Origin of the sequence: Kitasatospora sp. NPDC056531, assembly GCF_042794375.1 — a bacterium.
Taxonomy (GTDB): domain Bacteria; phylum Actinomycetota; class Actinomycetes; order Streptomycetales; family Streptomycetaceae; genus Kitasatospora.
The window spans coordinates 157,631-177,606 of sequence record NZ_JBHTTU010000008.1 but is presented as its reverse complement, the minus strand read 5'-3'; the positions used below and the strand labels follow the sequence as shown (position 1 = coordinate 177,606).

Sequence of the window (19,976 nt, the reverse complement as noted above, 5' to 3'; positions counted from 1 at the left end):
GCGCCGTCGCCGACTCCGAATAATCGCCCAATGACCGACCAGCCGAGCGACCGACCGACCAGCCCCTCCCAGCAGGCCGAACTCGCCTCCCTCGCCGAGGACTTCCTCGCGGCCGAGAACGCCCACGACCCCTTCGAGGCCACCCTCAGCGGCGTCGAGGGCCACGCCCACGAGGTACCGGACCCGTCCCGCGCCGCCGCGCTGCACCACCGCGAGGTGCTCCAGCGCCTCGGCGCCCGACTGGCCGCGATCCCGCTGGAGGCGCTCACCGGCGAGGACCGGACCACCCACCGGCTGCTCGCCCGGCTGATCGACAACGGCACCGGCCGGATCACCCACGGGCTGGCCGACTTCAGCATCTCGGCGACCATCGCCGCCCCGCACAACACGGTCTTCACCACCCTGGCCATGACCGCCGTCGACCAGGAGGGCGCCGACGCCTACCTGGAGCGGCTGGCCGGCCTGCCCGGCTACTTCGACGCCGCCCTGCAACTCGCCGTGGACGCCGCCGCCGAGGGCCGCCACCCGCTGCGCAGCGGGGTGGACGCCGCCGTCGCCCAGCTGGACGCCTACCTGGCCGGCGACCCGACCGCGGACCAGTTGCTGCGCCCGCTCCAGGGCCGCCCGGAGTACGAGCGGGCCCGGGTGATCGCGCGCGACGGCGTGCGCCCGGCGGTGGCCCGCTACCGGGCCGGACTGGCCCAGCGCCTCGCCCCCGACGCCCGCCCGGACGACCGGGCCGGCGTCTGCCACGTGCCCGGCGGCGCCGAGGGCTACGCCGACGCCGTCTCCCGCTACACCCGGCCCGGGCTGGACCCGGAGGAGGTGCACCGGATCGGCCTGGAGGCCGTGGCGGCGCTGCGCGAGGAGTTCGCAGAGCTGGGCGCCAAGGTGCTCGGCGTCCACGGCACCGACGCCGTGCTGACCGCGCTGCGCGAGGACCGGTCGCTGCGTTTCGGCAGCGCGGCCGAGATCACGACCCTGGTGGACGACGCCCTGGAGCGCGCCCGCCGGGCCTCGGCCGACTGGTTCCGCCCGTACCCGATCGCCGACTGCGTGACCAAGGAGATCGACCCGATCGAGGCGGAGACCGCGCCGCTGGCCTACTACCAGCCGCCGGGCCCGGGCGGGCTGCCCGGCACCCACTGGATCAACACCCTGCACCCGGAGAGCCGGTTCACCTACGAGTACGAGGCGATCGCCTTCCACGAGAGCGTGCCCGGCCACCACCTGCAGATCGCGGTCGCCCAGACCCTGAACCACCTGCCGCGGTTCCGGCAGCGGCCGAGCGGCCAGCTGACCGCCCACGTGGAGGGCTGGGGCCTGTACACCGAGCGGCTGGCGGACGAGATGGGCCTCTACAGCTCGGACCTGTCCCGCTTCGGCATGCTCTCGATGGACGCGCTGCGCGCGGTGCGGCTGGTGGTGGACACCGGGATGCACCACTACGGCTGGTCGCGGCAGCGGGCGATGGACTTCATGCGGGACAACACCGCCACGCAGGAGGCCAACGTCCGCAACGAGATCGACCGCTACATCGCCTGGCCGGGCCAGGCCACCGCGTACCTGATCGGCCGTCGGGAGATCCTCCGGCACCGCGAACGGGCCCGGGCCGCGCTCGGCGGGCGCTTCGACATCCGGGAGTTCCACCACCAGCTGATCGGGCACGGCAGCCTGCCGCTCGGGGTGCTGGAGGACCTGATCACCGACTGGATCGCCGCGCACTAGCCGCGCACCAGCCACACACCAGCCGCGCACCAGCCGCGACGGTGCCGGTGGGAGGCCCGCCCCCACCGGCACCACGGGGGGCTCAGAACCGGACGGTCCTCAGCACCGAGTCGAGTGCCCCCTTGCCCGAAGTCGGGTAGCGGGCGCGCCTTGCCGTCGCGTCAGGAATGCAGAAACGATTCCGCGCGCCCGCGACAGATCTCCCGCGCCCGGACGTGGCGTCACCCGTTCGGCCCCCTCCACACGGTAGTGTCCGCTGGCGCGGCCACCGACACGTCGTCGACCGGCCGCACGTGCACCCGCAACGACCTGGAGGAACTCCGTGCCGGCTCCCGCCCGAGGCGCCCTCGCCATAGCCGCGGCCGTCCTGCTCGCAGCAGCCGCAGGCTGCTCGTCCAGCGGCGGCCACACCGCCAAGGACACCGGCCACGGCAAGGCGAGCGCCCACAGCTCCGCCCCGGCGGCCGGCGGCGACGCCGCCCAGCCCGCCCCGGCCGCGATCGTGACCGGGCCCGGCCCGAAGCCCTCGTACGACGTCCAACCGCAGCCCGCGGCGGGCAGCTGCCACTTCCGCTACACGACGGACAAGCAGCCGCTGCCCGACCCGAACTGCACCCCGGGCGCGATCAGCCCAGCGGTCAACCAGGGCAACATCAACGACACCATCTGCAAGCCGGGCGGCTACACCTCGACCATCCGTCCGCCGGCGAACATCACCGGCAAGGAGAAGGCCGAGAACGCCAAGTCCTACGGCTACACCGGCCCGATGGGCGACGCCGAGTACGACCACCTGATCAGCCTGCAGCTCGGCGGCGACCCCAACGACCCGCGCAACCTGTGGATCCAGCCGCCCTCCCCCGGTCACGTCCCGGGCAAGGGCCCGAACAATCCCAAGGACTCGGTGGAGACCCACCTGCACACCGCGATCTGCAAGGGCCAGGTCACCCTGGCCGCGGCCCAGACCGCGATCGCCACCGACTGGACCACGGCCGAGGCCAAGGTCGGCCTCAAGCCCGCCGCCGCGCCCACCCCGGAGGCGGACGCGGACGGCGACTGACGGATCGTTTCCCCGGCGACGTTCGGGGCTACAGCGCCTCTCGCTCTCAGCTCCTCTCGGGGCTACAGCGACTCCACCAGCCCGGCGATGGTGTCGAACGGCCGGTACTCCGCGAACTCCGCGCCCAGCGCGCGGGCCCGCTCGCGGAACCGGCCCTCGCCGAGCAGCCGGTCCACCGCCCGGCTGACCGCCTCCGGTGCCGGACGGCCGGTCCGCAGGTCCAGCCCCACGCCCGCCCACTCCACCCGGGCCGCCACCTCCGGCTTGTCCTCGCTCGCCCCGGCCACCACCAGCGGCACCCCGTACCGCAGCGCGGTCTGCACCCCGCCGTAGCCGCCGTTGCTCACCAGCACGTCGGTGTGCGGCAGCAGCCGGTCGAACGGGACGTACCCGGCGGCGCGGACATTGCCCGGCAGGCTGCCGCCGAGCAGCTCGGCCAGCCGCTGCGGCCCGTCCGGGCGGGCGGTGGCGGCCACCACCAGCAGGTCGTCCCGGTCCGCCAGGGCGCGGACGGTCGGGGCGACCAGCTCGCCGAGGTCGGTGTTGGCCAGCGTGCCCTGGGTGACCACCACCACCGACCGCTCGCCGGTCACCTCGTCCCACCACCCGGGCAGCGGCTGCTCGGTGCCGACGATGCCCGGCAGCGCGCCGATCAGCCGGTACGAGGCCGGCGCGTCGCTGCGCGGGTACTCGAAGCCCGGCACGGTCAGCTGCAGGAACTCGTCCGGCACCATCACCTGCGCCTGTCCGCGCGGGCCCTGCGGCAACCGGACGCCCACCCCCGCGAACACCTTCTCGGCGTAGCGCTGCAGCGGCTCGCCGCGCCGGTCCATCTCCTCTTGCAAGGCCCGGTTGCGGGCCCGGCCCTCCTCCCCCGGCAGCGGCGGCAGCGCCAGCCCGAACGGCGCGGTGTCCACGCTCGGCAGCATCGAGGGGGTGAGGCCGATGCCGATCACCGCCGGACGTTCCGCCCTCGGCCGGCTCAGCGCCAGCGGCAGCGCGCCCTGGAAGAAGGCGTCCGCGATCACGGCCCGGGCCGGGAACTCCTCCAGCAGCGCGAGCAGCGCCCGGTACTGGTGCGGGATCGGGTCGAGGAACACGTTCTGGACGTCGAAAGCGATCCGCTCCAAGCCGGGCGGCAGGCTCGCCCGGCCCGGGAAGGACGCGTCCAGGTCCCGGTCGTCGAAGTCGGCCTCGGCGGGCAGCGCGACGAACCGCGCGCCCGCCCGCTCGGCCGCCCCGGCGAACCGCGCGCCACCGAGGAACACCACCTCGTGCCCGCGGGCGGCGAGGTCGGCGGAGATCGCCAGCAGCGGGCTGACGTGCCCGTGGGCGGGGATGGCGGTGGTGATGATCCTGGACAGCGGAAACTCCTGTGTTCGGGCCCGGTGCGTCTGCTCGTTCCGCGAATCACCGTAGGCAGGGTTGGTAGACGACCGATGAACAGCTCATCTGCCCAGTACCGCGCCGCCGTTCAGGCCGATCACCTGCCCGGTGAGGTAGCCGGCCGCCGGGGAGGCGATGTAGGCGACCGCCTCGGCCACGTCCTCGGGGGTGCCGGCCCGACCGACCAGGGTGTCGGCGATCTTCCGGGCGTGGAACTCCTCGTCCCGGTCGGCGCCGAAGATCTCGGTGTCCTCGACGTAGCCGGGCGCCAGCACGTTCACCGTGATCCCGTCCGGCCCCCACAGCCGCGCCAGGCCGAAGGCCCAACCGTGCAGGGCGGCCTTCGCGGCGGCGTACGACCCTGCCGAGTGCGGGCCCGCGCCGCCGCGCTGGGCGGCTGCCGAGCTGATCACCACCAGCCGGCCGCCGGGGCGGCGCAGCGCACCCTGGAGGGCGGTGGTCAGCAACACGGCGGTGAGCAGGTTGGTGTCCAGGTCCCGCCGCCAGGACGCGGCCAGGGCCGCCAGGCTGTCGTCCTCGGGCGGGGTGATGATCGCGCCCGCGTTGTTCACCAGCACGTCCACCGGCCCGAGTCCGGCGATCCGGGCGGCCACTGACCCGACCGCGGCCGGGTCGGTCAGGTCGCCCGCCAGCGGCACGACGGTGCCCGCTCCGGTGCCCCGCTCGATCTCCTCCCGGGCCTGCTCCAGCACGGCCGCCCGGCGGCCGAGGATCACCACCCGGTTCCCGTCCGCGGCCAGCCGGGCGGCGATCGCACGCCCGATCCCGGTCCCGCCGCCGGACACCACCGCGAGTCGCTCCTGGGCCACCGGTCAGACCCCGCCGTCGTAGTAGGCGCGCATCAGCTCCGTCGACCACGCGGGCTGCCGGACCTCCCCGCGCGGGCCGAACTCGCCCATGTACGGCTTGATGTCGAGCACCGGCGTACCGGCCACCGCGTCCAAGCCGGTGACGTGCAGCTCCAGTCCGTCCACCCGGACCAGCGCGCAGCGGGAGACCCCGAGCCGGTTGGGGCGGTTCTTGCCGCGCTGGGCGAAGATGCCGACCAACGGCCAGTCGGTGTTGCCGCGCGGGTGGCGGGCGCCGGTCTCGACCTTCCCGGCCGGGACGCGGTCGAAGTGGTACACCACCTCCAGGTGCGAGAAGTCCGCCAGCCCGTACAGCGCCTCCTCCCCGAACTGCCCGCCGTCCAGCCGGATCACCGCCCCGACGCTCCCCCAACCGTCGTCCCGGACGTCCTCCCGTCCACCGACCACCCACCCCACCGGACGCACCGTCACTTCGTCCACGCCGACTCCCCCTTCGAGCAAACGACCGTTCACCCGTTACCGTAACCGGGTTCACCTGACGACGATCAAAGGGGTCACCGGCCCGTGGGCCGCCGCACCGGGTCCAGCGGTTCGGGCACCCGCGCCACCCGCTCGCTCAGGCCTGGCCCGGGGTGATCGGCAGGCCGCGCTTGTGCTCGGTGCGGCGGTAGTGGCCGAGGACGGTGTCGAACACCTCCTCGCTGACCGGCAGGCCCTCCAGGAAGTCGTCCAGGGCGTCGTACTCGACGCCGAGAGCCTCCTCGTCGGGGCGGCCGGGGGCGAGGTTCTCCAGGTCCGCGGTGGGGATCTTGCCGACCAGTTCAGCGGGCGCGCCCAGCACCGCGGCGATCGAGCGCACCTGGCGCTTGGTCAGCCCGGAGAGCGGCATGACGTCGGCCGCGCCGTCGCCGTACTTGGTGAAGAAGCCGACGGCGGCCTCGGCCGCGTGGTCGGTGCCGACGACCAGGCCGCCGGAGGCGCCGGCGGCCGCGTACTGGACCACCATCCGCTGGCGGGCCTTGACGTTGCCGCGCACGAAGTCCTCGTGGGCGTGGTCGGTGAAGGTCAGCCCGGCCGCCAGCAGCGCGTCCAGGGCGGCGTCGGTCGCGGGCTTGATGTCGACGGTCAGCACCTCGTCGGCGCGGATGAAGTCGAGCGCGCGCTGGGCGTCCACCTCGTCCGCCTGGACGCCGTAGGGCAGCCGCATCGCGGTGAAGCCGGCCCGGTACCCCTCGGCCCGCAGCCGCTCGACGGCGAGCTGGCAGAGCCGCCCGGTGGTGGTGGAGTCGACGCCGCCGCTGATGCCCAGCACCAGGGTGCGCGCACCCGAGGCCCGCAGCTGCTCGGCCAGGAAGGCCACCCGCCGCTCGGCCTCCTTCGCGGGGTCGGGGACGGGCGCCACCCCGAGGGCGAGGGCGATCTGCCGCTGGAGGTCCGCGGGCGGGGTCTCGGTCATGCCGACTCCTTGGGGATGGTCACACGGTGGAGGCCCGTCATCGTCGTCACCAGCGAGTACATCGAGGTGGTGGCGGTGATGAACAGGCGGTTGTTCTTCGGGCCGCCGAAGGTGATGTTGGAGACGGGCTCGGGGACGAGGATACGGCCGATGAGGGTGCCGTCGGGCGCGTAGCAGTGGACGCCGTCCTCGAAGGCGGCCGCCCAGAGCCGGCCGTCGAGGTCGAAGCGGATGTTGTCGAACCGGTGGCCGTCGCCGCTGACGAAGATCCGGTCGCCCCCGAGGGTGCCGTCCGCGCCGATGTCGAAGACCCGGATGTGCCCGGCCCGGCTGTCGTTGACGTAGAGCTGCCGTTCGTCGTGGGAGAGGACCAGCCCGTTCGGTCCCTCGAAGCCGTCGGCGGCGAGCCGGACCTCGCCGCTGTGCGGGTCGATCCGGTAGACGTTGCGGGCGCCGATCTCGGGTTCGGCGCGGTGGCCTTCGTAGTCGGTGGTGATGCCGAAGTCCGGGTCGGAGAACCAGATCGCGCCGTCGGAGCCGACGACGGCGTCGTTGGGCGAGTTGAGCCGCTTGCCCCGGTAGCGGTCGGCGAGGACGGTGATCCCGCCGTCGTGTTCGGTGCGGGTGACCCGGCGGTTGCCCTGTTCGCAGCTGATCAGGCGGCCCTCGCGGTCGAGGGTGTTGCCGTTGGGGTGGCCGGCCGGGGAGCGGAAGACGCCGACGGTGCCGGTGGCCTCGTCCCAGCGCAGCAGGCGGTCGTTGGGGATGTCGCTCCAGATCACCTGCCGCCAGGCCGGCAGGTAGAGCGGCCCCTCGGCCCAGCGGCAGTCGCCGTAGAGCTTCTCCAGCCGGGTGTCACCGTTGGCACACCGCCGGAACCGCTCGTCCAGAATCTCGTACAGTCCGAACCTGATCTGACCAGACACAATCCACTCTCCGATACCGAACGCCGAATACGGTTCTGACACTCGGGAGTATGGCAGAACGGGATATGGTTCCACCATGGTGATCGAAAACCTGGACGAGACCGACCGCGCCCTGCTCGCCCTGCTCCAGCAGGACGCCGGTCAGCCGTACGCGGCCCTCGGGCGGGCCGTGGGGCTCTCCACCGCGGCCGCGCACGAGCGGGTGCGCAAGCTGCGCGAGCGCGGAGTGGTCCGCCGCACCACGGTGGAGGTGGACCCGCGGAGCCTGGGGCTCGGGGTGCTCTCCTTCGTGCTGGTGGACTCCTCGGCCTGGATGGGCGATTCGGCCGCCGCCTTCGCCGCCGTACCGGAGATCGAGGAGGCGCACATCATCGCGGGCAGCGCCTCGGTGCTGGTCAAGGTGCGCACGGCGACCACCGAGCAGCTCCAGGACGTGCTGCGCCGCCTCTACGCGATCGAGGGCGTGAACGGCACCCAGGCCACGGTGGTGCTGGAGACCTTCTTCGAGCGCCCGCCCAAGCCTTAGACCTCGGCCTCGGCCCCGGTCCCGGTCCCGGTCCTAGTCCCAGCCTCGGACTCGGTATCGGCCTCGGCCCCGGACTCGGGGTGCCGCAGGATGTCCAGCACCACGCGGCCGTCCACCGTCTCCTGGGCGACCAGCAGCGCCGCCAACTCGTCCAGGTGGTGCCGGTGTTCGCGCAGCAGCTCGACGGCCCGGCGCTCGGCACCGCGCAGCAGGGCGGCCACCGCCTCGTCCACCGCGCGCTGGGTCTGCTCGGAGTACGGGCGGCGCAGCAGGTCCTCGGGGTGCTCGCCGAGGTACTGCGGGGAGCCGCTGGAGTAGCCGACCGGGCCGAGGTCCGGGGAGAGGCCGAACTCGCGGACCATCCGGGTGGCCACCGAGGTGGCGTTGGCGAGGTCGTTGGCGGCGCCCGTCGAGCCCTCACCGAAGACCACCAACTCGGCAGCCCGCCCACCGAGTTGGACGGTGAGCAGATCGTTCAGATAGCTCTCGCTGTACAGGTGCCGCTCCGCTTCGGGGAGTTGCTCGGTGGCGCCGAGCGCGACTCCCGCCGGGAGGATGGTCACCTTGGCGACCGGGTCGGCGTGCTCGCAGAGCGCGGCCATCAGCGCGTGCCCGGACTCGTGCACGGCGACGGAGTGCCGCTCCTCGGGCAGCAGCGCGTTGGAGGACTCCCGGCGCCCGAGCAGCACCCGGTCGCGGGCGTCGTCGAGGTCGGCCGCCGTGATGGTGGCACGCTCGGCGCGGACCGCGTTGATCGCGGCCTCGTTGACCAGGTTGGCGAGGTCGGCGCCGGAGAAGCCGGGGGTGCCGCGGGCGATCCGGCCCAGGTCGGTGTCCGGGGCGAGGGTCTTGCCCCGGGTGTGCACGGCGAGGATGGCCGCCCGCTCGGCCTGGTTGGGCAGCGGCACGGTGACCTGCCGGTCGAACCGGCCGGGGCGCAGCAGGGCCGGGTCGAGGGCGTCCGGCCGGTTGGTGGCGGCGATGACGACGATCCCGGTGCTCTGGTCGAAGCCGTCCATCTCGGAGAGCAGCTGGTTGAGGGTCTGCTCGCGCTCGTCGTTGCCGCCGATCCGGGAGCCGCCCGCGCGGCGGCCGCCGACCGCGTCGATCTCGTCGATGAAGATGATGGACGGCGCGCGCTTGCGGGCCTCCTCGAACAGGTCGCGGACCCGGGAGGCGCCGACACCGACGAACATCTCCACGAATCCGGAGCCGGTCACCGAGAGGAACGGCACCGAGGCCTCCCCGGCGACCGCCCGGGCGAGCAGCGTCTTGCCGGTGCCCGGCGGGCCGACCATGATCACCCCGCGAGGCCCCTTGGCTCCGGCGGCGGCGTACCGCTCCGGACTGCGCAGGAAGTCGACCACCTCGCTGACCTCCTGTTTCACCCCCTCGTACCCGGCCACGTCGGCGAAGCCGGTGGCGGGCCGCTCGGCCTCGATGATCTTCGCCCGGGAGCGGCCGATCGCGCTCAGCCCGCCGCCGAGCGACCGTGCCGCCATCCGACCCGACCAGAGGAACAGCCCGCCGAAGATCAGCAACGGCAGGAACAGCAGCAGGCTGGACCAGAGCGAGCCGCCGTTGCCGGAGCGGCTGGCGGTGATGTTCACGTGCTGGTCGGAGAGCGCGTGGCTGAGCTGGGAGGTGTCCAGGGCGGTGGGGATCTGGCTGGTGAAGCGGGTGCCGTCCTTGAGCGTGCCGCTCACCCCGCCGGTGTCACTGACGTCCACGGTCTGCACCTGGCCGGTGTCGACCCGGTTCAGGAAGTCGGTGTAGCCGTAGCGGGCGCCGGTCGGGGCGGACTTGGAGAACAGGACGAGCAGGAGCAGGGTGGCGAGCACGGCGACGGGCAGCAGCCAGCGGCGCCACGAGGGCGCGGGGGGCTTGGGCGGGGTGCCGCCGGGTCCCGGCCGCTGCCACGGACCCGGGCCCTTGCCGGGGCCGCCCGGGCCGCCGGAGCCGGGGCCCGTTCCGGGCGGCGTCGCGGGGTGGCGGGCAGCGCGCAGCGGCGTTCGCACGATCATCCACGCTCACCGCCTCTCGGGCGCCGCCCGCGCTACCCGGAACCCCGCGCGGAGCCTTCCTCTCCATGGTCGGACGCTCCGGGCCCGGACGGGAGGCCCAACAGGTACCGGCCGAACGCGAGCTGCCCGTCCGGCACGAACGGCCACCGCCGTACGGCCTGCGCCAGCTCGGGCAGGGTCAGCCAGCCGTGCCAGGCGATCTCGGCCGGATCGACGGTCAGCGGGTCCGGTGGCAGCACCGCCTCGTGGACGCCCAGCCAGTACGGGGCGATCACGCCCGGGCAGCGGAAGGCGAACCGGTGCCGCACCGTGACGACCAGCCCCAGCTCCTCCCGCAGCTCGCGCTCCGCCGCCGCCCGGTACGACTCCCCGACCCGTACCGCGCCGCCGAGCATCACGTCGTGGTGCCCGGCGAAGCGGCTCACCGTCTCGGGGCGGCGGTAGACCAGCACCCGGCCGGCCGCGTCGCGGCAGACGGTGGTCGCGACCCGGTGCAGCCAGCCTCGCCGGATCGCCTCGGCGCGGTCGACCACGCCCAGAACCCGGTCCTGCTCGTCGACCCGCTCGACGGGCTCGCTCATCGCGCCTCCCGCACCCGTACGACGACCAGGGCCGCCGTGCCCGCGAGCAGCGCGCACACCGCCATCAGCGCCATCAGCCGGGCCGGCGAGTCGACCTCGCCCGGCAGCCCGGCCAGCGGCCACAGGGTGTCCCGCAGCCCGCCGCTGACCGGTACGGCCAGCGCGGCGGCGAAGGCGGCGGCCCGTCCCGCGCCGGGCCTCCGCGGCGTCACGGCGATCCGCAGGAGGGCGTCGCAGAGCAGGCAGAAGGCGAAGAACCCGCTGAAGAAGACGGTGAGCTCGGCCAGGGCCAGCTGCCGGCCGGGCCACCCTTCGCCGCCCGCCTGCCCGGCGACCACCAGCGCGCCGGCCAGCAGGCTCAGCCCGGCCGCGGCGGCCACGATGTGGCGGCGCAGGAAGCGGGTGGCGGCCCCGAGGTCGGCCAGTGGCGCGGCGAGCTGGGCGAGATCGTCCAGCCAGTCGCCGCCCGGGCGCCGCCGTTCCTCGGGCGGCAGCTCCCGCCCGGCCCGCCGCAGCAGGACCAGGCACCGTCCGGCACCCGCCGCCAGCGGCAGCAGGGCGGCGATCAGCCAGGCCGTCCGCCCGTCCCACAGCTCGCGCTCCGCCCGCAGGGCCGCGGCGGTCGCATCGGTGGCGACGGTCGCCGCGACCAACGCGACACCGAGCCGGGCCGCCCGCAGCAGCTGGTCCACCCGGTAGCCGGGCTGCGGCCCGCCGCCCCTGCAGAGCAAGGCCCGTACGGTCGTCACGGCGGTGAGCGCGGGGACCAGGAAGAGGGTGAAGGACACCACCGCGTCGTACGGATCAGCCTGCCAGGGGCTCGCCGCCCGCAGCGTCCTGGCCTGGGTGGTGACGTACGCGAAGCCGGTGAACGCCAGCGCCAGGGCGAGGGCGCCCCACAGGGCGCGCCGTTGCGTCCCGTTCATCGCCGCCCACCGCCGTTGCCCCCGCGCACCAGCAGGTCCGGCAGCCAGGGCAGCCCCGGCGCCACGTGCTGCGCGAGCTCGTGCTCCGCCGGGAGGATCCGGCCGAGCGTGCCCATCACCCCGGTCGGCATCCGTACGGCCACCAGTGCGACCACGGCCAGTGCCGCCGCGACCGGCAGCCATCCCCATCCCCGCACCGATACCCATCTGCGCGTCAACTCCCCTACCTCCACGGCATGTTCGGTCACCGGCGACTGCGCCTCGACCACGCCGGAATAGTACACGCCGCGTAGTACTTGTCACGTAGTATCGTGACCCGGAGAGTCGCATCCGAGGGAGTGAGCGCCCATGCAGGCGTACGACGCACAGACGCTGGTGCTCTGCGCACTGGCCGAGGGGCCGCTGCACGGCTACGCCGTCAACGCCGCCATCGAGCGGCTGGTCGGGCAGAAGCTCGGCCCCGGCAGCCTCTACGGGGCGCTGACCCGCCTGGAGGCCAAGCAGCTGATCGAACCCGCCGACGACGCCGGGTCGCATCCGCGCCAGCGCCCGGTACGGCTGACCCCGCAGGGGCGGCAGCTGCTGGAGCAGGAGCTGCGGTCGATGGCGAAGGTGGCCGCCGCCGGGCTCGCCAGCCTCAAGGTGAACCCCGCGTGAGCGGCGGGCGTCCGCGGCGGCCCGTCGACCTGTTCCGGCTCTACCCCGGGCCGATGCGCGAGCGCTGGGGCGAGGACCTGGCGGAGGAGGTGCGGGAGGCCGGGTGGCGGGCCTGGCCCGGGCTGCTGGCCGCGATCGCGGACCTGTGGCTGCACCCGGCGATCTGGCCCGCCGACCACCGCACCCAACGACGCGACCGAACCGCCGTCCTGGCCCTCGCCGTCGCGCTGGCGACCGGGTTCGTCGGCGCCCTGGCCGCCGAACAGGGCGCCCGCCAGGCCACCGCGCCCGGCGGAGCCTGGGCGGCGCCGCTCGGCCAGGCGCTGCTGCTGGCCGGGCTGGCGCTGGTCACCCCGCTCCCCCACCGCGACCCCGCCGCACTGCGCGCCCTGCTCGCCACCGCCGCCCGCCGCCTCACCGTCCCGGCCCTGACGGGCGCGGGCCTGGTGGCGCTCGCACACTCCCCGCTCGCCGCGGCCCTCGCGGCCAGTGACTACCGCTTCGCCGCCGTCGCCTGCTGGTGGACGGTGCTGGCCATCGGCGCCCTGCAGACCTGCCGCACGGTCGCGGGCCCGGCGGGCCGGGCCGCGCTGGCCACGCCGTCGCCGTTCCGGCTGAGGCTGGGCCTCGGCGCCCTCGCCACCGCCGGGGTGCTGGCCGGCTCCAGCCTGCTGGCCACCTCGACGGCCGGCCACGCGGCCACCGCGCTGACCGCCGGGACCCTGCTGGTCCTGTTCGCCTGGCCGCTCGCCGCAGCCCTCAGGGATCTGCGCCAGACCGGAAGCTGACCCACCGTCGACCGGTCGCAGCGCCGGCGATCTACAGTCCACTCATGAGCAACCCGGAGCAACTGCCGATACGAACGACCCCGGACACGCAGGTGGAGCCCCGCGCCGGCGACGCCGACCGGGAGGCGGCGGCCGGGCGGCTGCGCATCGCGGCCGGCGAGGGCCGCATCGACCTCGGGGAGCTGACGGAGCGGCTCGACCGCGCCTACGCGGCCCGGACCTACCGCGAACTCGACGCCCTGGTGGCGGATCTGGGCGGCCGGCCGGCCGCCGCCGGATCCGGCGCCGACGTGCTGGTCCTCAAGCCCACGTTGGGCAACATCCGGCAGAGCGGCCGGTGGACGGTGCCCTCGCGGATCGTCGCCGAGTGCCGGATGATGCACATCGAGATCGACTTCACCGAGGCCGTCTGCCCGCACCGCGAGTCACCGTCGAGGCGGCGTGCGGTGCGGGCCACATCCGGCTGGTCGTCCCGGCCGGATGGGGCGTGCGGGTGGACGGGTCGAGCACCAACACCGGGCACATCGTCAACAAGGCCGCCGAGGTGGGGAGCCGGGAGCCCCGACCGTGACCGTCGTCGGCCATCCCCGGTCGGGGCTGATCAAGATCAAGCAGCGCCGCCGCTGAAGGGACGCCCCCTGCCGCGGCGGCCCGCCGGTCAGGAGAAGTCCAGCGACCCCGTCCGAGTCCGCTTGAGCTCGAAGAACTTCGGGTACCCGGCCAGCAGCCGGACCCCGTCGAAGACCCGTACGGCGTCCTCCCCGCGCGGGATCGCGCTCAGCACCGGGCCGAAGAAGGCGACGCCGTCCACGTGGATGGTCGGGGTTCCTACCTCCTCGCCGACCGGGTCCATGCCCTCGTGGTGGCTCTTGCGCAGCGCGATGTCGTACGCGGTGCTGTCGGCCGCCTCGGCGAGCTCCTCGGGCAGGCCGGCCGCGACCAGGGCCTCGCGGATGAGGGTGTCGTCGGCGGCGCGGTCCTGGTCGTGCAGGCGGGTGCCGAGCTCGGTGTAGAGGTCGCGCAGCACGTGCTCGCCGTGCTTCTCGGCGGCGGCGATGCAGACCCGGACGGGGCCCCAGCCCGTGGTCATCAGGCGCTGGTAGCGCTCGGGCAGGTCGGTGCGGCCCTCGTTGAGGACGGACAGGCTCATCACCCGGAAGCTGAGGTCCAGCTCGCGCTGCTTCTCGACCTCCAGGATCCACCGGGAGGTGATCCAGGCGAAGGGGCAGACGGGATCGAAGTAGAAGTCGACTTTGGTGGCGTTCTTGTTCACGTCGACGATCCTAGGGCCCGATTGGACCACTCCCCAGGGCCAATCACTACCCGCCACCGTGGGCCACTTCTCAGCTGCAGGTGGCCCCGTCCGCCGGCACCGTGCCATCCAGCAGGTAGGCGTCCACGATCCGCTTCAGGCAGGGGTTGCCGGAGTTGTACCCGCCGTGGCCCTCGCCGTTCAGCGTCACCGTGACGCCGACGCCCGCTCCCAGCTGCCGCGCCATCGTGTGGGCGCCCTCGACCGGGGTGGCCGGGTCGCCGGTGGTGCCGACCACCAGGATCGGGGCGGCCCCCCCGGCCGCGACCTCCGGGTGGTCGGCCTTGCCGGGGACGGGCCAGCCGGTGCAACCGGTCAGGCCCCAGGCGGTGAAGGCGCCGAACACCGCGGAGGCGGCGCGGAACTGCGGCAGCTGCTGCTCGACGTCCTGGTCGGAGTAGCGCTGTCGGGCGTCCACGCAGGAGATCGCCCGGTTGGCTGCGTTCAGGTTGTTGTAGTGCCCCTGCGGGTCGCGCCCGAGCAGCGAGTCGGCCAGCTGGAGCAGCGTGTTGCCGGTGCCCCGCTGCATCGCCTCGGTGAGCCCGGAGGCCAGCGCGGGCCAGGTCTGCTGGCTGTACAGCGCGGACGCGATGCCGGTGATGGCCAGGCTCTCGGTGAGCTTGCGCCCGCTGTCGGTGGGCAGCGGCGACTGCGCGAGCTTCTGCAGCAGGCCGGTGATCTTCGCCGTGCCCTCGGCGCCGCCGCTGCCGGTCGGGCAGGCGACCGCGGCCTGGGTGGCGCAGGCCTTCATGAAGTCGTCGAGGGCGAGTTGGAAGCCCTGGGCCTGGCCGAGCGCGCTCTGCTGCGGGTCCTGGGTCGGGTCGACCACCGAGTCCAGGACGAGCCGGCCGACCCCCTTCGGGAACAGGTGCGCGTATACGCCGCCGAGCTGGGTGCCGTAGCTGATACCGAAGTAGAAGAGCTTCTGGTCGCCGAGCACCTGCCGCATCAGGTCGAGGTCGCGGGCGGCGCTCTCGGTGTCCACGTAGGGCAGCACCGGGCCGGAGTTGTGCTCGCAGGCGGCGGCGAACTGCGCGTTGCTGTCGTCCAGGGCCTTGACCCCCGCCGGGGTGTCGGGGGTGCTGTCGACGGCCACGTTGACGTCCATCTCCCGGTCGCCCAGGCACTTCACCCCGGCGCTTTCGCCGACCCCGCGCGGGTCGAAACTGACCAGGTCGTAGCGGGTGTTGAGGGAGGCGTAGGCGCTGGCCAGGGCGGGCAGGGTGGCCACACCGGAGGCGCCGGGGCCGCCGAAGTTGAAGAACAGCGAGCCGATCCGGTGCTGTTCGTCCTTGGCCTTGCTGCGGATCAGTGCGAGGTCGACGGTCCCGCCGTCCGGCTTGGCGTGGTCCAGCGGGGCCTTGAGGATGGCGCACTGCCAGTCGTTCGCGGGCGCGCTGCCACCGCCCTGGGCGGCGCTCGGGGCCGGGCAGGTGCGCCAGGCGAGCTGCTGGGCGGCCAGGCCGGTGGCGGTGGCGCCGGTGGCCGGGGAGGCCGGTACGGGCTCGGCGGCGGAGCGGCTCTCGCGCTGGCAGCCGGCGGCGGGGGCGAGCAGTAGTGCGGCCAGGCCGAGCGCGCCGGCGCCGCGGACGACGGTGTGCATGGAGCGGTCCACCTCTCGGGGTCTGCCGCGCGGCGCGGTCTCGGGCATGCCGCGCACCGGCGCGCGGGGGCGGCGTACGCCCCGGCGCGCGGCACCGTCGGCGCACCACAGACCCTAGGGGCCACGGCGCGGCAATGCTCGCCGGAAGCCCCGGACGGGGGGCGTGCGCCGTCCGGGCTGCCACCGGCCGACCGGGTGAGGGTTCAACCGGCCCACCGGGTGGCAGCCTCACCGCCGGCCGCCCGCGCCGGAGGCCGCAGCCGCGGGTACGGCGGGCAGGCGCATCGAGCAGCGACACCGACGTCCCGGCAGTGGACGCGGCGGGAGAAGGGGGTGGTGGCGCGGCTGCGCACGGCGGCCGTCGCCGCCTGAGGACGGGCTACCCGGGTTACGCGGCTCAGGCGCGTCAGGCCGACGGCCGGAGGGCGGCCATGGCCTCGTCGATCCGCCCGAGCTTCAGCAGCAGCGGGGCGAGCAGCAGGCGGTCCGCCGCAACAGCGGGAACCGCGACAGCCTCCTCCAGGCGGCCGGCGTCAGCGAGCAGCGACGCCAACTCCCCCGCCGCGCACGGGGCGTCGAGATCGGCCCGCAGCTCCTCGATCGCCTGCTCCAGGCGGCCGCAGGCGGCGAGCAGTCGGGGCCGGAACCGGACGTACTCCCACTCCGGCGCACCGAACCGGGCGAGCACACCGTCCAGGTACGCCAACCCCTCCTCGGCACGCCGCTGGTCGACGTACAGCTCGCACAGGGTGGCGACGATCCAGTCCTCATCGCCGCCCTTCGCCCACGGCAGGGCGCGCAGTACCTCGATCGCCTCATCCCCCCGCCCGTGCCGGGCCAGGAGTCGGGCGAGCAGCGCCGCCTCGTGCGGCGACTCCGCCGCGTGCGCCCGGTAGACCTCGACCGCGCCCTCGATGTCCCCGCGCAGCTCCAGCAGTTCGGCCAAGGCGGTCGCGGCGTCCCCGAGGGACTCCTCCGCCGCGTGGGCCCGCAGCTCCTCGACGCGATCGTGCCGCGCCAGCAGGTCGGCCAGCTGGTCACGGCCGTTGACGGAGGTGACCTCCCGGGTGCGCAGCAGGGCGATCGCCTCGTCCACCCGGCCCTGCCGCTCGCGGACGGCGGCCAGCAGGTCGACGGCGTTGTCGGGCTCGGGGAGGCCGAGCTCCGCGTTCGGCCGGCGCTCGGCCGGCGCCTCGATCCCGGCCGCGAGCAGCTCCGCGACCTCCTCGTCCCGGCCGAGCCCCTCGGTCACGTCGACCAGCGCCGCCGCGAACCGCGCCTCCTTGATGTGCGGCCGGAGCAGCTCGAACGCCTCCTCCCCCCGCCCGTGCCGCGCGAGCAGCCGGGTGAGGTGCTCGAACGCCGCGCCCTTGCCGACGCCCATCTCGGACAGCACCTGGACGAAGGCGATCGCCTCCTCCTCGTAGCCCCACCGCTCCAGCAGCTCGGCGTGGGCGCGGGCCGCGGCCCAGGAGCCCGCCTCGATGTACGGGGCGAGCACGGCCAGGGCGTCGTCCTGCCGGTCCTCGGCGGCCAACTGTTCCACCCACGCCCGGGCGCAGTGCCAGTCGCCGGACGACGCCTCCTGTCGCACCCGGTCGAGGTGGCCGTGCTCGATGAGCTGGGCGACCAGGTCGGAGGGTATCCAGTCCACGTACGTACCGCGGGCTCGACGGTCGAATTCAGCGGCATCCATGATCGCGAACCTTACCGTCCGAAGGCGACATCCTCGGCAACTTGACCGGTTCCGTGCGCGACCGACATCACAGCGGCACCCGCAGTCACGGCATTCCCCTACGATCGACAACGCCACTCGCACAGGGTGTTCGTGCGGACCCGAATCAGTCCCCTTGACCCGCCGCCGGATCTCCTGGATTCTTGATTCTTACCACCCTCATACCGTCATATACGTTTGACGGTAGTGTCGTTCATACAGTTCAGGGCAATTGCCATACAGTTCAGCCGAATTGAACGACCCGCGCCAACCAGCCTCCAGCGTGGGGGCTTTTCCATTGCGCGGCATTCACCGAAATTCCCTTTACCATCCAGCCCGTTGACCCCATATTCCGCCGACTGATTTGCTTCTCGGCGGCCGAGGCGGGCCTGTTCCCCGCTGATCCGCTTCCGGCGGATCGCCCAAGGCATCCCGACCGCCTCCGGCCTCTCCTGTCCATCACGACCACCCGCCACCGACCGGTGCCCGGGTGGCCGGCATGAGAGAGGCAACCCTCACATGGGCCGAACCCCCACTCCCCGTCAGGCCAGACGAGCCGCGTTCACCGGCATCGCCGCGCTCTCGCTCGCGGTGGCCGGCTTCACCGCGGCGCCCGCCCAGGCGCAGCCCGACGACACCGCCGCCCCGGCGGCGTCCGCCCACCACCCCTACCGGCACGGCGCCGTCCCGCAGCGCGGACACCAGTCCTCGCACCCGGTCACCTCCACCGCCAACCTCAACTACGGAGGCGGCGCGGGCAGTCCGAGCATCGGTGTGACCACCGGCGCGGAGCACGTGTACCTGGTGTTCTGGGGTTCCCAGTGGGGCAGCTCCGGCACCGACGCCAACGGCAACACCACGCTCAGCGGCGACTCCCAGGGCATGGCACCGCGCCTGCAGCAGCTGTTCAAGGGCATCGGCGCGGGCAACGAGCTCTGGTCCGGCGTCATGACCCAGTACTGCGAGGGCATCGCCAGCGGCTCCCAGTCCTGCCCGAGCAACGCCGCGCACGTCGCCTACCCGACCGGCGGCGCCCTCGCGGGCGTCTGGGTGGACACCTCCTCCGCCGCCCCGGGCTCCGCCAACGGCAACCAGATCGGCGCCGAGGCGGTCAACGCCTCCGGCCACTTCGGCAACACCTCGGCCGCGGCCAACCGTGACAACCAGTACGTCATCGTCTCGCCCAGCGGCACCAACCCGGACGGCTTCAACACCTCCTCCGGCAACTTCTGCGCCTGGCACGACTACACCGGCGACTCCACCCTCACCGGCGGCGCGGTCTCCTCCCCGTACGGCGAACTGGCTTTCACCAACCTGCCGTACGTCACCGACGCGGGCTCCAGCTGCGGCCAGGGCTTCGTCAACGCGGGCTCGGCCGGAACGCTGGACGGCGTGACCATCGTCGAGGGCCACGAGTACGCGGAGACCATCACCGACCAGAACCCGGCCGGCGGTTGGACCGACAGTTCCGGTGCCGAGAACGGCGACAAGTGCGCCTGGCTCAGCGGCGGCCAGGGCGCGTCGGCGAACGTCACCTTCACCACCGGCAGCTTCGCGATGCAGTCGACCTGGGCCAACGACTTCAACAACAGCGCGGGCGGCTGCGAGATGTCGCACCCGATCGTCGGCGGCGGCACCACGGGCAACACCGTGACCGTCACCAACCCGGGCGCGCAGAGCAGCACCACCGGCACGGCCGTCAGCTTGCAGGTCTCGGCCACCGACAGCGCCTCCGGCCAGACCCTCACCTACTCCGCCAGCGGCCTGCCCGCCGGTCTGTCCATCTCCGCCCGCGGCCTGATCAGCGGCACCCCGACCACCGCCGGCACCTCCAGCGTCACCGTGACGGCCAAGGACGGCACGGGCGCCTCCGGCTCCACCACCTTCGGCTGGACCGTCAGCGCCCCGGGCGGCGGCGGCATCGCCAACGGCGGCTTCGAGAACGGCACCATGAGCAGCTGGACCACCGCCGGCAACGCCGCCGCCAGCACCGCCGCCAAGCACTCCGGCAGCTACGGCGCGATGCTCGGCTCCACCAACCCGAGCACCACCTCGACGGCCAGCCAGACCTTCACCGCGCCGAGCGGCAGCAGCAAGGTCTCCTTCTGGTACGACGTGACCTGCCCGGACACCGTGACCTACGACTGGGCGACCGCCACGCTGAAGGACAACACCACCAACACCACCACGACGGTGCTCGCCAAGACCTGCACCAGCGGCCTGGGTTGGAAGTCCGCCTCCGGGACCGTCACGCCGGGGCACAGCTACACGCTGACCCTGACCAACGTGGACGACAACTACCCGGGCGACCCGACCTACACCTACTACGACGACGTGACCGTCTCCTGAGGCCCCGTCCACGGCGCCCCTGACGCCGGACGCCGCCGGGGGGGGGGGGAGGGGGGAGGCCCCGGGGAGGGCGCCACTCTTTTTTGGGGACCCCCCCCTAAACCCCACCAAGA

Annotated in this window: 18 protein-coding genes and 1 pseudogene; 7 read left to right on the top strand and 12 right to left on the bottom strand. The window is 73.8% G+C overall.

Annotated elements, in window-relative coordinates; translation table 11 throughout:
* The first annotated feature begins 30 nt into the window (after window positions 1–30).
* Both ACFQ87_RS11420 and ACFQ87_RS11415 read left to right on the top strand, forming a co-directional pair.
* Window positions 31–1,728 carry a DUF885 domain-containing protein gene (locus tag ACFQ87_RS11420; protein WP_380610424.1) on the top strand — a complete coding sequence of 566 codons (1,698 nt, stop codon included), beginning with the start codon at window positions 31–33 and terminating at the stop codon, window positions 1,726–1,728.
* A 322-nt stretch (window positions 1,729–2,050) separates the two neighbouring features.
* Entirely contained in the window at window positions 2,051–2,785 is a 735-nt protein-coding gene (locus ACFQ87_RS11415; protein ID WP_380610423.1) for a hypothetical protein, read from the top strand.
* Window positions 2,786–2,847: 62 nt separating this feature from the next.
* Here ACFQ87_RS11415 and ACFQ87_RS11410 read toward each other — a convergent pair whose 3' ends face one another.
* The 5 genes from ACFQ87_RS11410 to ACFQ87_RS11390 all read right to left on the bottom strand — a co-directional run bounded on the left by ACFQ87_RS11410 (window position 2,848) and on the right by ACFQ87_RS11390 (window position 7,383).
* On the bottom strand, window positions 2,848–4,056 hold the full coding sequence (locus ACFQ87_RS11410; RefSeq protein WP_380610422.1) for a glycosyltransferase: 1,209 nt from the start codon (window positions 4,054–4,056) through the stop codon (window positions 2,848–2,850).
* 177 nt (window positions 4,057–4,233) lie between these two features.
* Window positions 4,234–5,001, bottom strand: a complete 768-nt coding sequence (locus tag ACFQ87_RS11405) for an SDR family NAD(P)-dependent oxidoreductase (RefSeq protein ID WP_380610421.1) — start codon at window positions 4,999–5,001, stop codon at window positions 4,234–4,236.
* 3 nt (window positions 5,002–5,004) lie between these two features.
* Window positions 5,005–5,472: an SAM-dependent methyltransferase gene (locus ACFQ87_RS11400; RefSeq protein WP_380610449.1), complete on the bottom strand. Its 468-nt coding sequence runs from the start codon at window positions 5,470–5,472 to the stop codon at window positions 5,005–5,007.
* 145 nt (window positions 5,473–5,617) lie between these two features.
* Entirely contained in the window at window positions 5,618–6,457 is an 840-nt protein-coding gene (nadE, locus tag ACFQ87_RS11395) for an ammonia-dependent NAD(+) synthetase (RefSeq protein WP_380610420.1), read from the bottom strand.
* Window positions 6,454–7,383: an SMP-30/gluconolactonase/LRE family protein gene (locus ACFQ87_RS11390; RefSeq protein ID WP_380610419.1), complete on the bottom strand. Its 930-nt coding sequence runs from the start codon at window positions 7,381–7,383 to the stop codon at window positions 6,454–6,456. Before ACFQ87_RS11390 ends, nadE begins: the two co-directional genes overlap by 4 nt.
* A gap of 91 nt (window positions 7,384–7,474) precedes the next feature.
* Here ACFQ87_RS11390 and ACFQ87_RS11385 point away from each other — a divergent pair, with 91 nt between their 5' ends.
* Entirely contained in the window at window positions 7,475–7,909 is a 435-nt protein-coding gene (locus ACFQ87_RS11385; RefSeq protein ID WP_380610448.1) for an Lrp/AsnC family transcriptional regulator, read from the top strand.
* Here ACFQ87_RS11385 and ftsH read toward each other — a convergent pair.
* Genes ftsH through ACFQ87_RS11365 form a run of 4 tightly spaced genes read right to left on the bottom strand, consistent with a single transcriptional unit; the run spans window position 7,906 to window position 11,658 of the window.
* Entirely contained in the window at window positions 7,906–9,933 is a 2,028-nt protein-coding gene (gene ftsH, locus ACFQ87_RS11380) for an ATP-dependent zinc metalloprotease FtsH (RefSeq protein ID WP_380610418.1), read from the bottom strand. The genes ACFQ87_RS11385 and ftsH overlap by 4 nt on opposite strands.
* Before the next feature lie 32 nt (window positions 9,934–9,965).
* A complete protein-coding gene (locus ACFQ87_RS11375) occupies window positions 9,966–10,514 on the bottom strand; it encodes an NUDIX hydrolase (RefSeq protein ID WP_380610417.1) in 549 nt (182 codons plus the stop codon).
* Window positions 10,511–11,440 carry a hypothetical protein gene (locus ACFQ87_RS11370; RefSeq protein ID WP_380610416.1) on the bottom strand — a complete coding sequence of 310 codons (930 nt, stop codon included), beginning with the start codon at window positions 11,438–11,440 and terminating at the stop codon, window positions 10,511–10,513. Before ACFQ87_RS11370 ends, ACFQ87_RS11375 begins: the two co-directional genes overlap by 4 nt.
* Entirely contained in the window at window positions 11,437–11,658 is a 222-nt protein-coding gene (locus ACFQ87_RS11365) for a hypothetical protein (RefSeq protein ID WP_380610415.1), read from the bottom strand. Before ACFQ87_RS11365 ends, ACFQ87_RS11370 begins: the two co-directional genes overlap by 4 nt.
* Before the next feature lie 130 nt (window positions 11,659–11,788).
* Between ACFQ87_RS11365 and ACFQ87_RS11360 the strand changes: the two genes are divergently transcribed.
* The 3 genes and pseudogenes from ACFQ87_RS11360 to ACFQ87_RS11350 form a co-directional block, all read left to right on the top strand.
* Window positions 11,789–12,097, top strand: a complete 309-nt coding sequence (locus ACFQ87_RS11360) for a PadR family transcriptional regulator (RefSeq protein ID WP_380610414.1) — start codon at window positions 11,789–11,791, stop codon at window positions 12,095–12,097.
* Entirely contained in the window at window positions 12,094–12,885 is a 792-nt protein-coding gene (locus tag ACFQ87_RS11355; protein WP_380610413.1) for a hypothetical protein, read from the top strand. The genes ACFQ87_RS11360 and ACFQ87_RS11355 overlap by 4 nt, the downstream gene beginning before the upstream one ends.
* Window positions 12,886–12,929: 44 nt before the next feature.
* Window positions 12,930–13,127, top strand: a pseudogene (locus tag ACFQ87_RS11350) (DUF1707 domain-containing protein); the annotation flags it as partial.
* Window positions 13,128–13,543: 416 nt separating this feature from the next.
* On the opposite strand, the gene ACFQ87_RS11345 reads toward ACFQ87_RS11350, so the two are convergent.
* From ACFQ87_RS11345 to ACFQ87_RS11335, 3 genes are all read right to left on the bottom strand, one after another.
* Entirely contained in the window at window positions 13,544–14,158 is a 615-nt protein-coding gene (locus ACFQ87_RS11345) for a disulfide bond formation protein DsbA (protein ID WP_380610412.1), read from the bottom strand.
* 70 nt (window positions 14,159–14,228) lie between these two features.
* Window positions 14,229–15,800, bottom strand: coding sequence for an alpha/beta hydrolase (locus ACFQ87_RS11340; protein ID WP_380610411.1), 1,572 nt, complete (start codon window positions 15,798–15,800; stop codon window positions 14,229–14,231).
* A gap of 406 nt (window positions 15,801–16,206) precedes the next feature.
* Window positions 16,207–17,496, bottom strand: coding sequence for a hypothetical protein (locus ACFQ87_RS11335; RefSeq protein WP_380610410.1), 1,290 nt, complete (start codon window positions 17,494–17,496; stop codon window positions 16,207–16,209).
* Window positions 17,497–18,033: 537 nt separating this feature from the next.
* Here ACFQ87_RS11335 and ACFQ87_RS11330 point away from each other — a divergent pair.
* Entirely contained in the window at window positions 18,034–19,863 is a 1,830-nt protein-coding gene (locus ACFQ87_RS11330; RefSeq protein WP_380610409.1) for a putative Ig domain-containing protein, read from the top strand.
* The last annotated feature ends 113 nt before the right edge of the window (window positions 19,864–19,976 follow it).

Coding starts and splice junctions, on each gene's coding strand:
- ACFQ87_RS11420 (WP_380610424.1), top strand. CDS start 31: ATGACCGACCAGCCGAGCGACCGACCGACCAGCCCCTCCCAGCAGGCC.
- nadE (WP_380610420.1), bottom strand. CDS start 6,457: ATGACCGAGACCCCGCCCGCGGACCTCCAGCGGCAGATCGCCCTCGCC.
- ftsH (WP_380610418.1), bottom strand. CDS start 9,933: ATGATCGTGCGAACGCCGCTGCGCGCTGCCCGCCACCCCGCGACGCCG.
- ACFQ87_RS11375 (WP_380610417.1), bottom strand. CDS start 10,514: ATGAGCGAGCCCGTCGAGCGGGTCGACGAGCAGGACCGGGTTCTGGGC.
- ACFQ87_RS11370 (WP_380610416.1), bottom strand. CDS start 11,440: ATGAACGGGACGCAACGGCGCGCCCTGTGGGGCGCCCTCGCCCTGGCG.
- ACFQ87_RS11360 (WP_380610414.1), top strand. CDS start 11,789: ATGCAGGCGTACGACGCACAGACGCTGGTGCTCTGCGCACTGGCCGAG.
- ACFQ87_RS11340 (WP_380610411.1), bottom strand. CDS start 15,800: ATGCACACCGTCGTCCGCGGCGCCGGCGCGCTCGGCCTGGCCGCACTA.
- ACFQ87_RS11335 (WP_380610410.1), bottom strand. CDS start 17,496: ATGGATGCCGCTGAATTCGACCGTCGAGCCCGCGGTACGTACGTGGAC.
- ACFQ87_RS11330 (WP_380610409.1), top strand. CDS start 18,034: ATGGGCCGAACCCCCACTCCCCGTCAGGCCAGACGAGCCGCGTTCACC.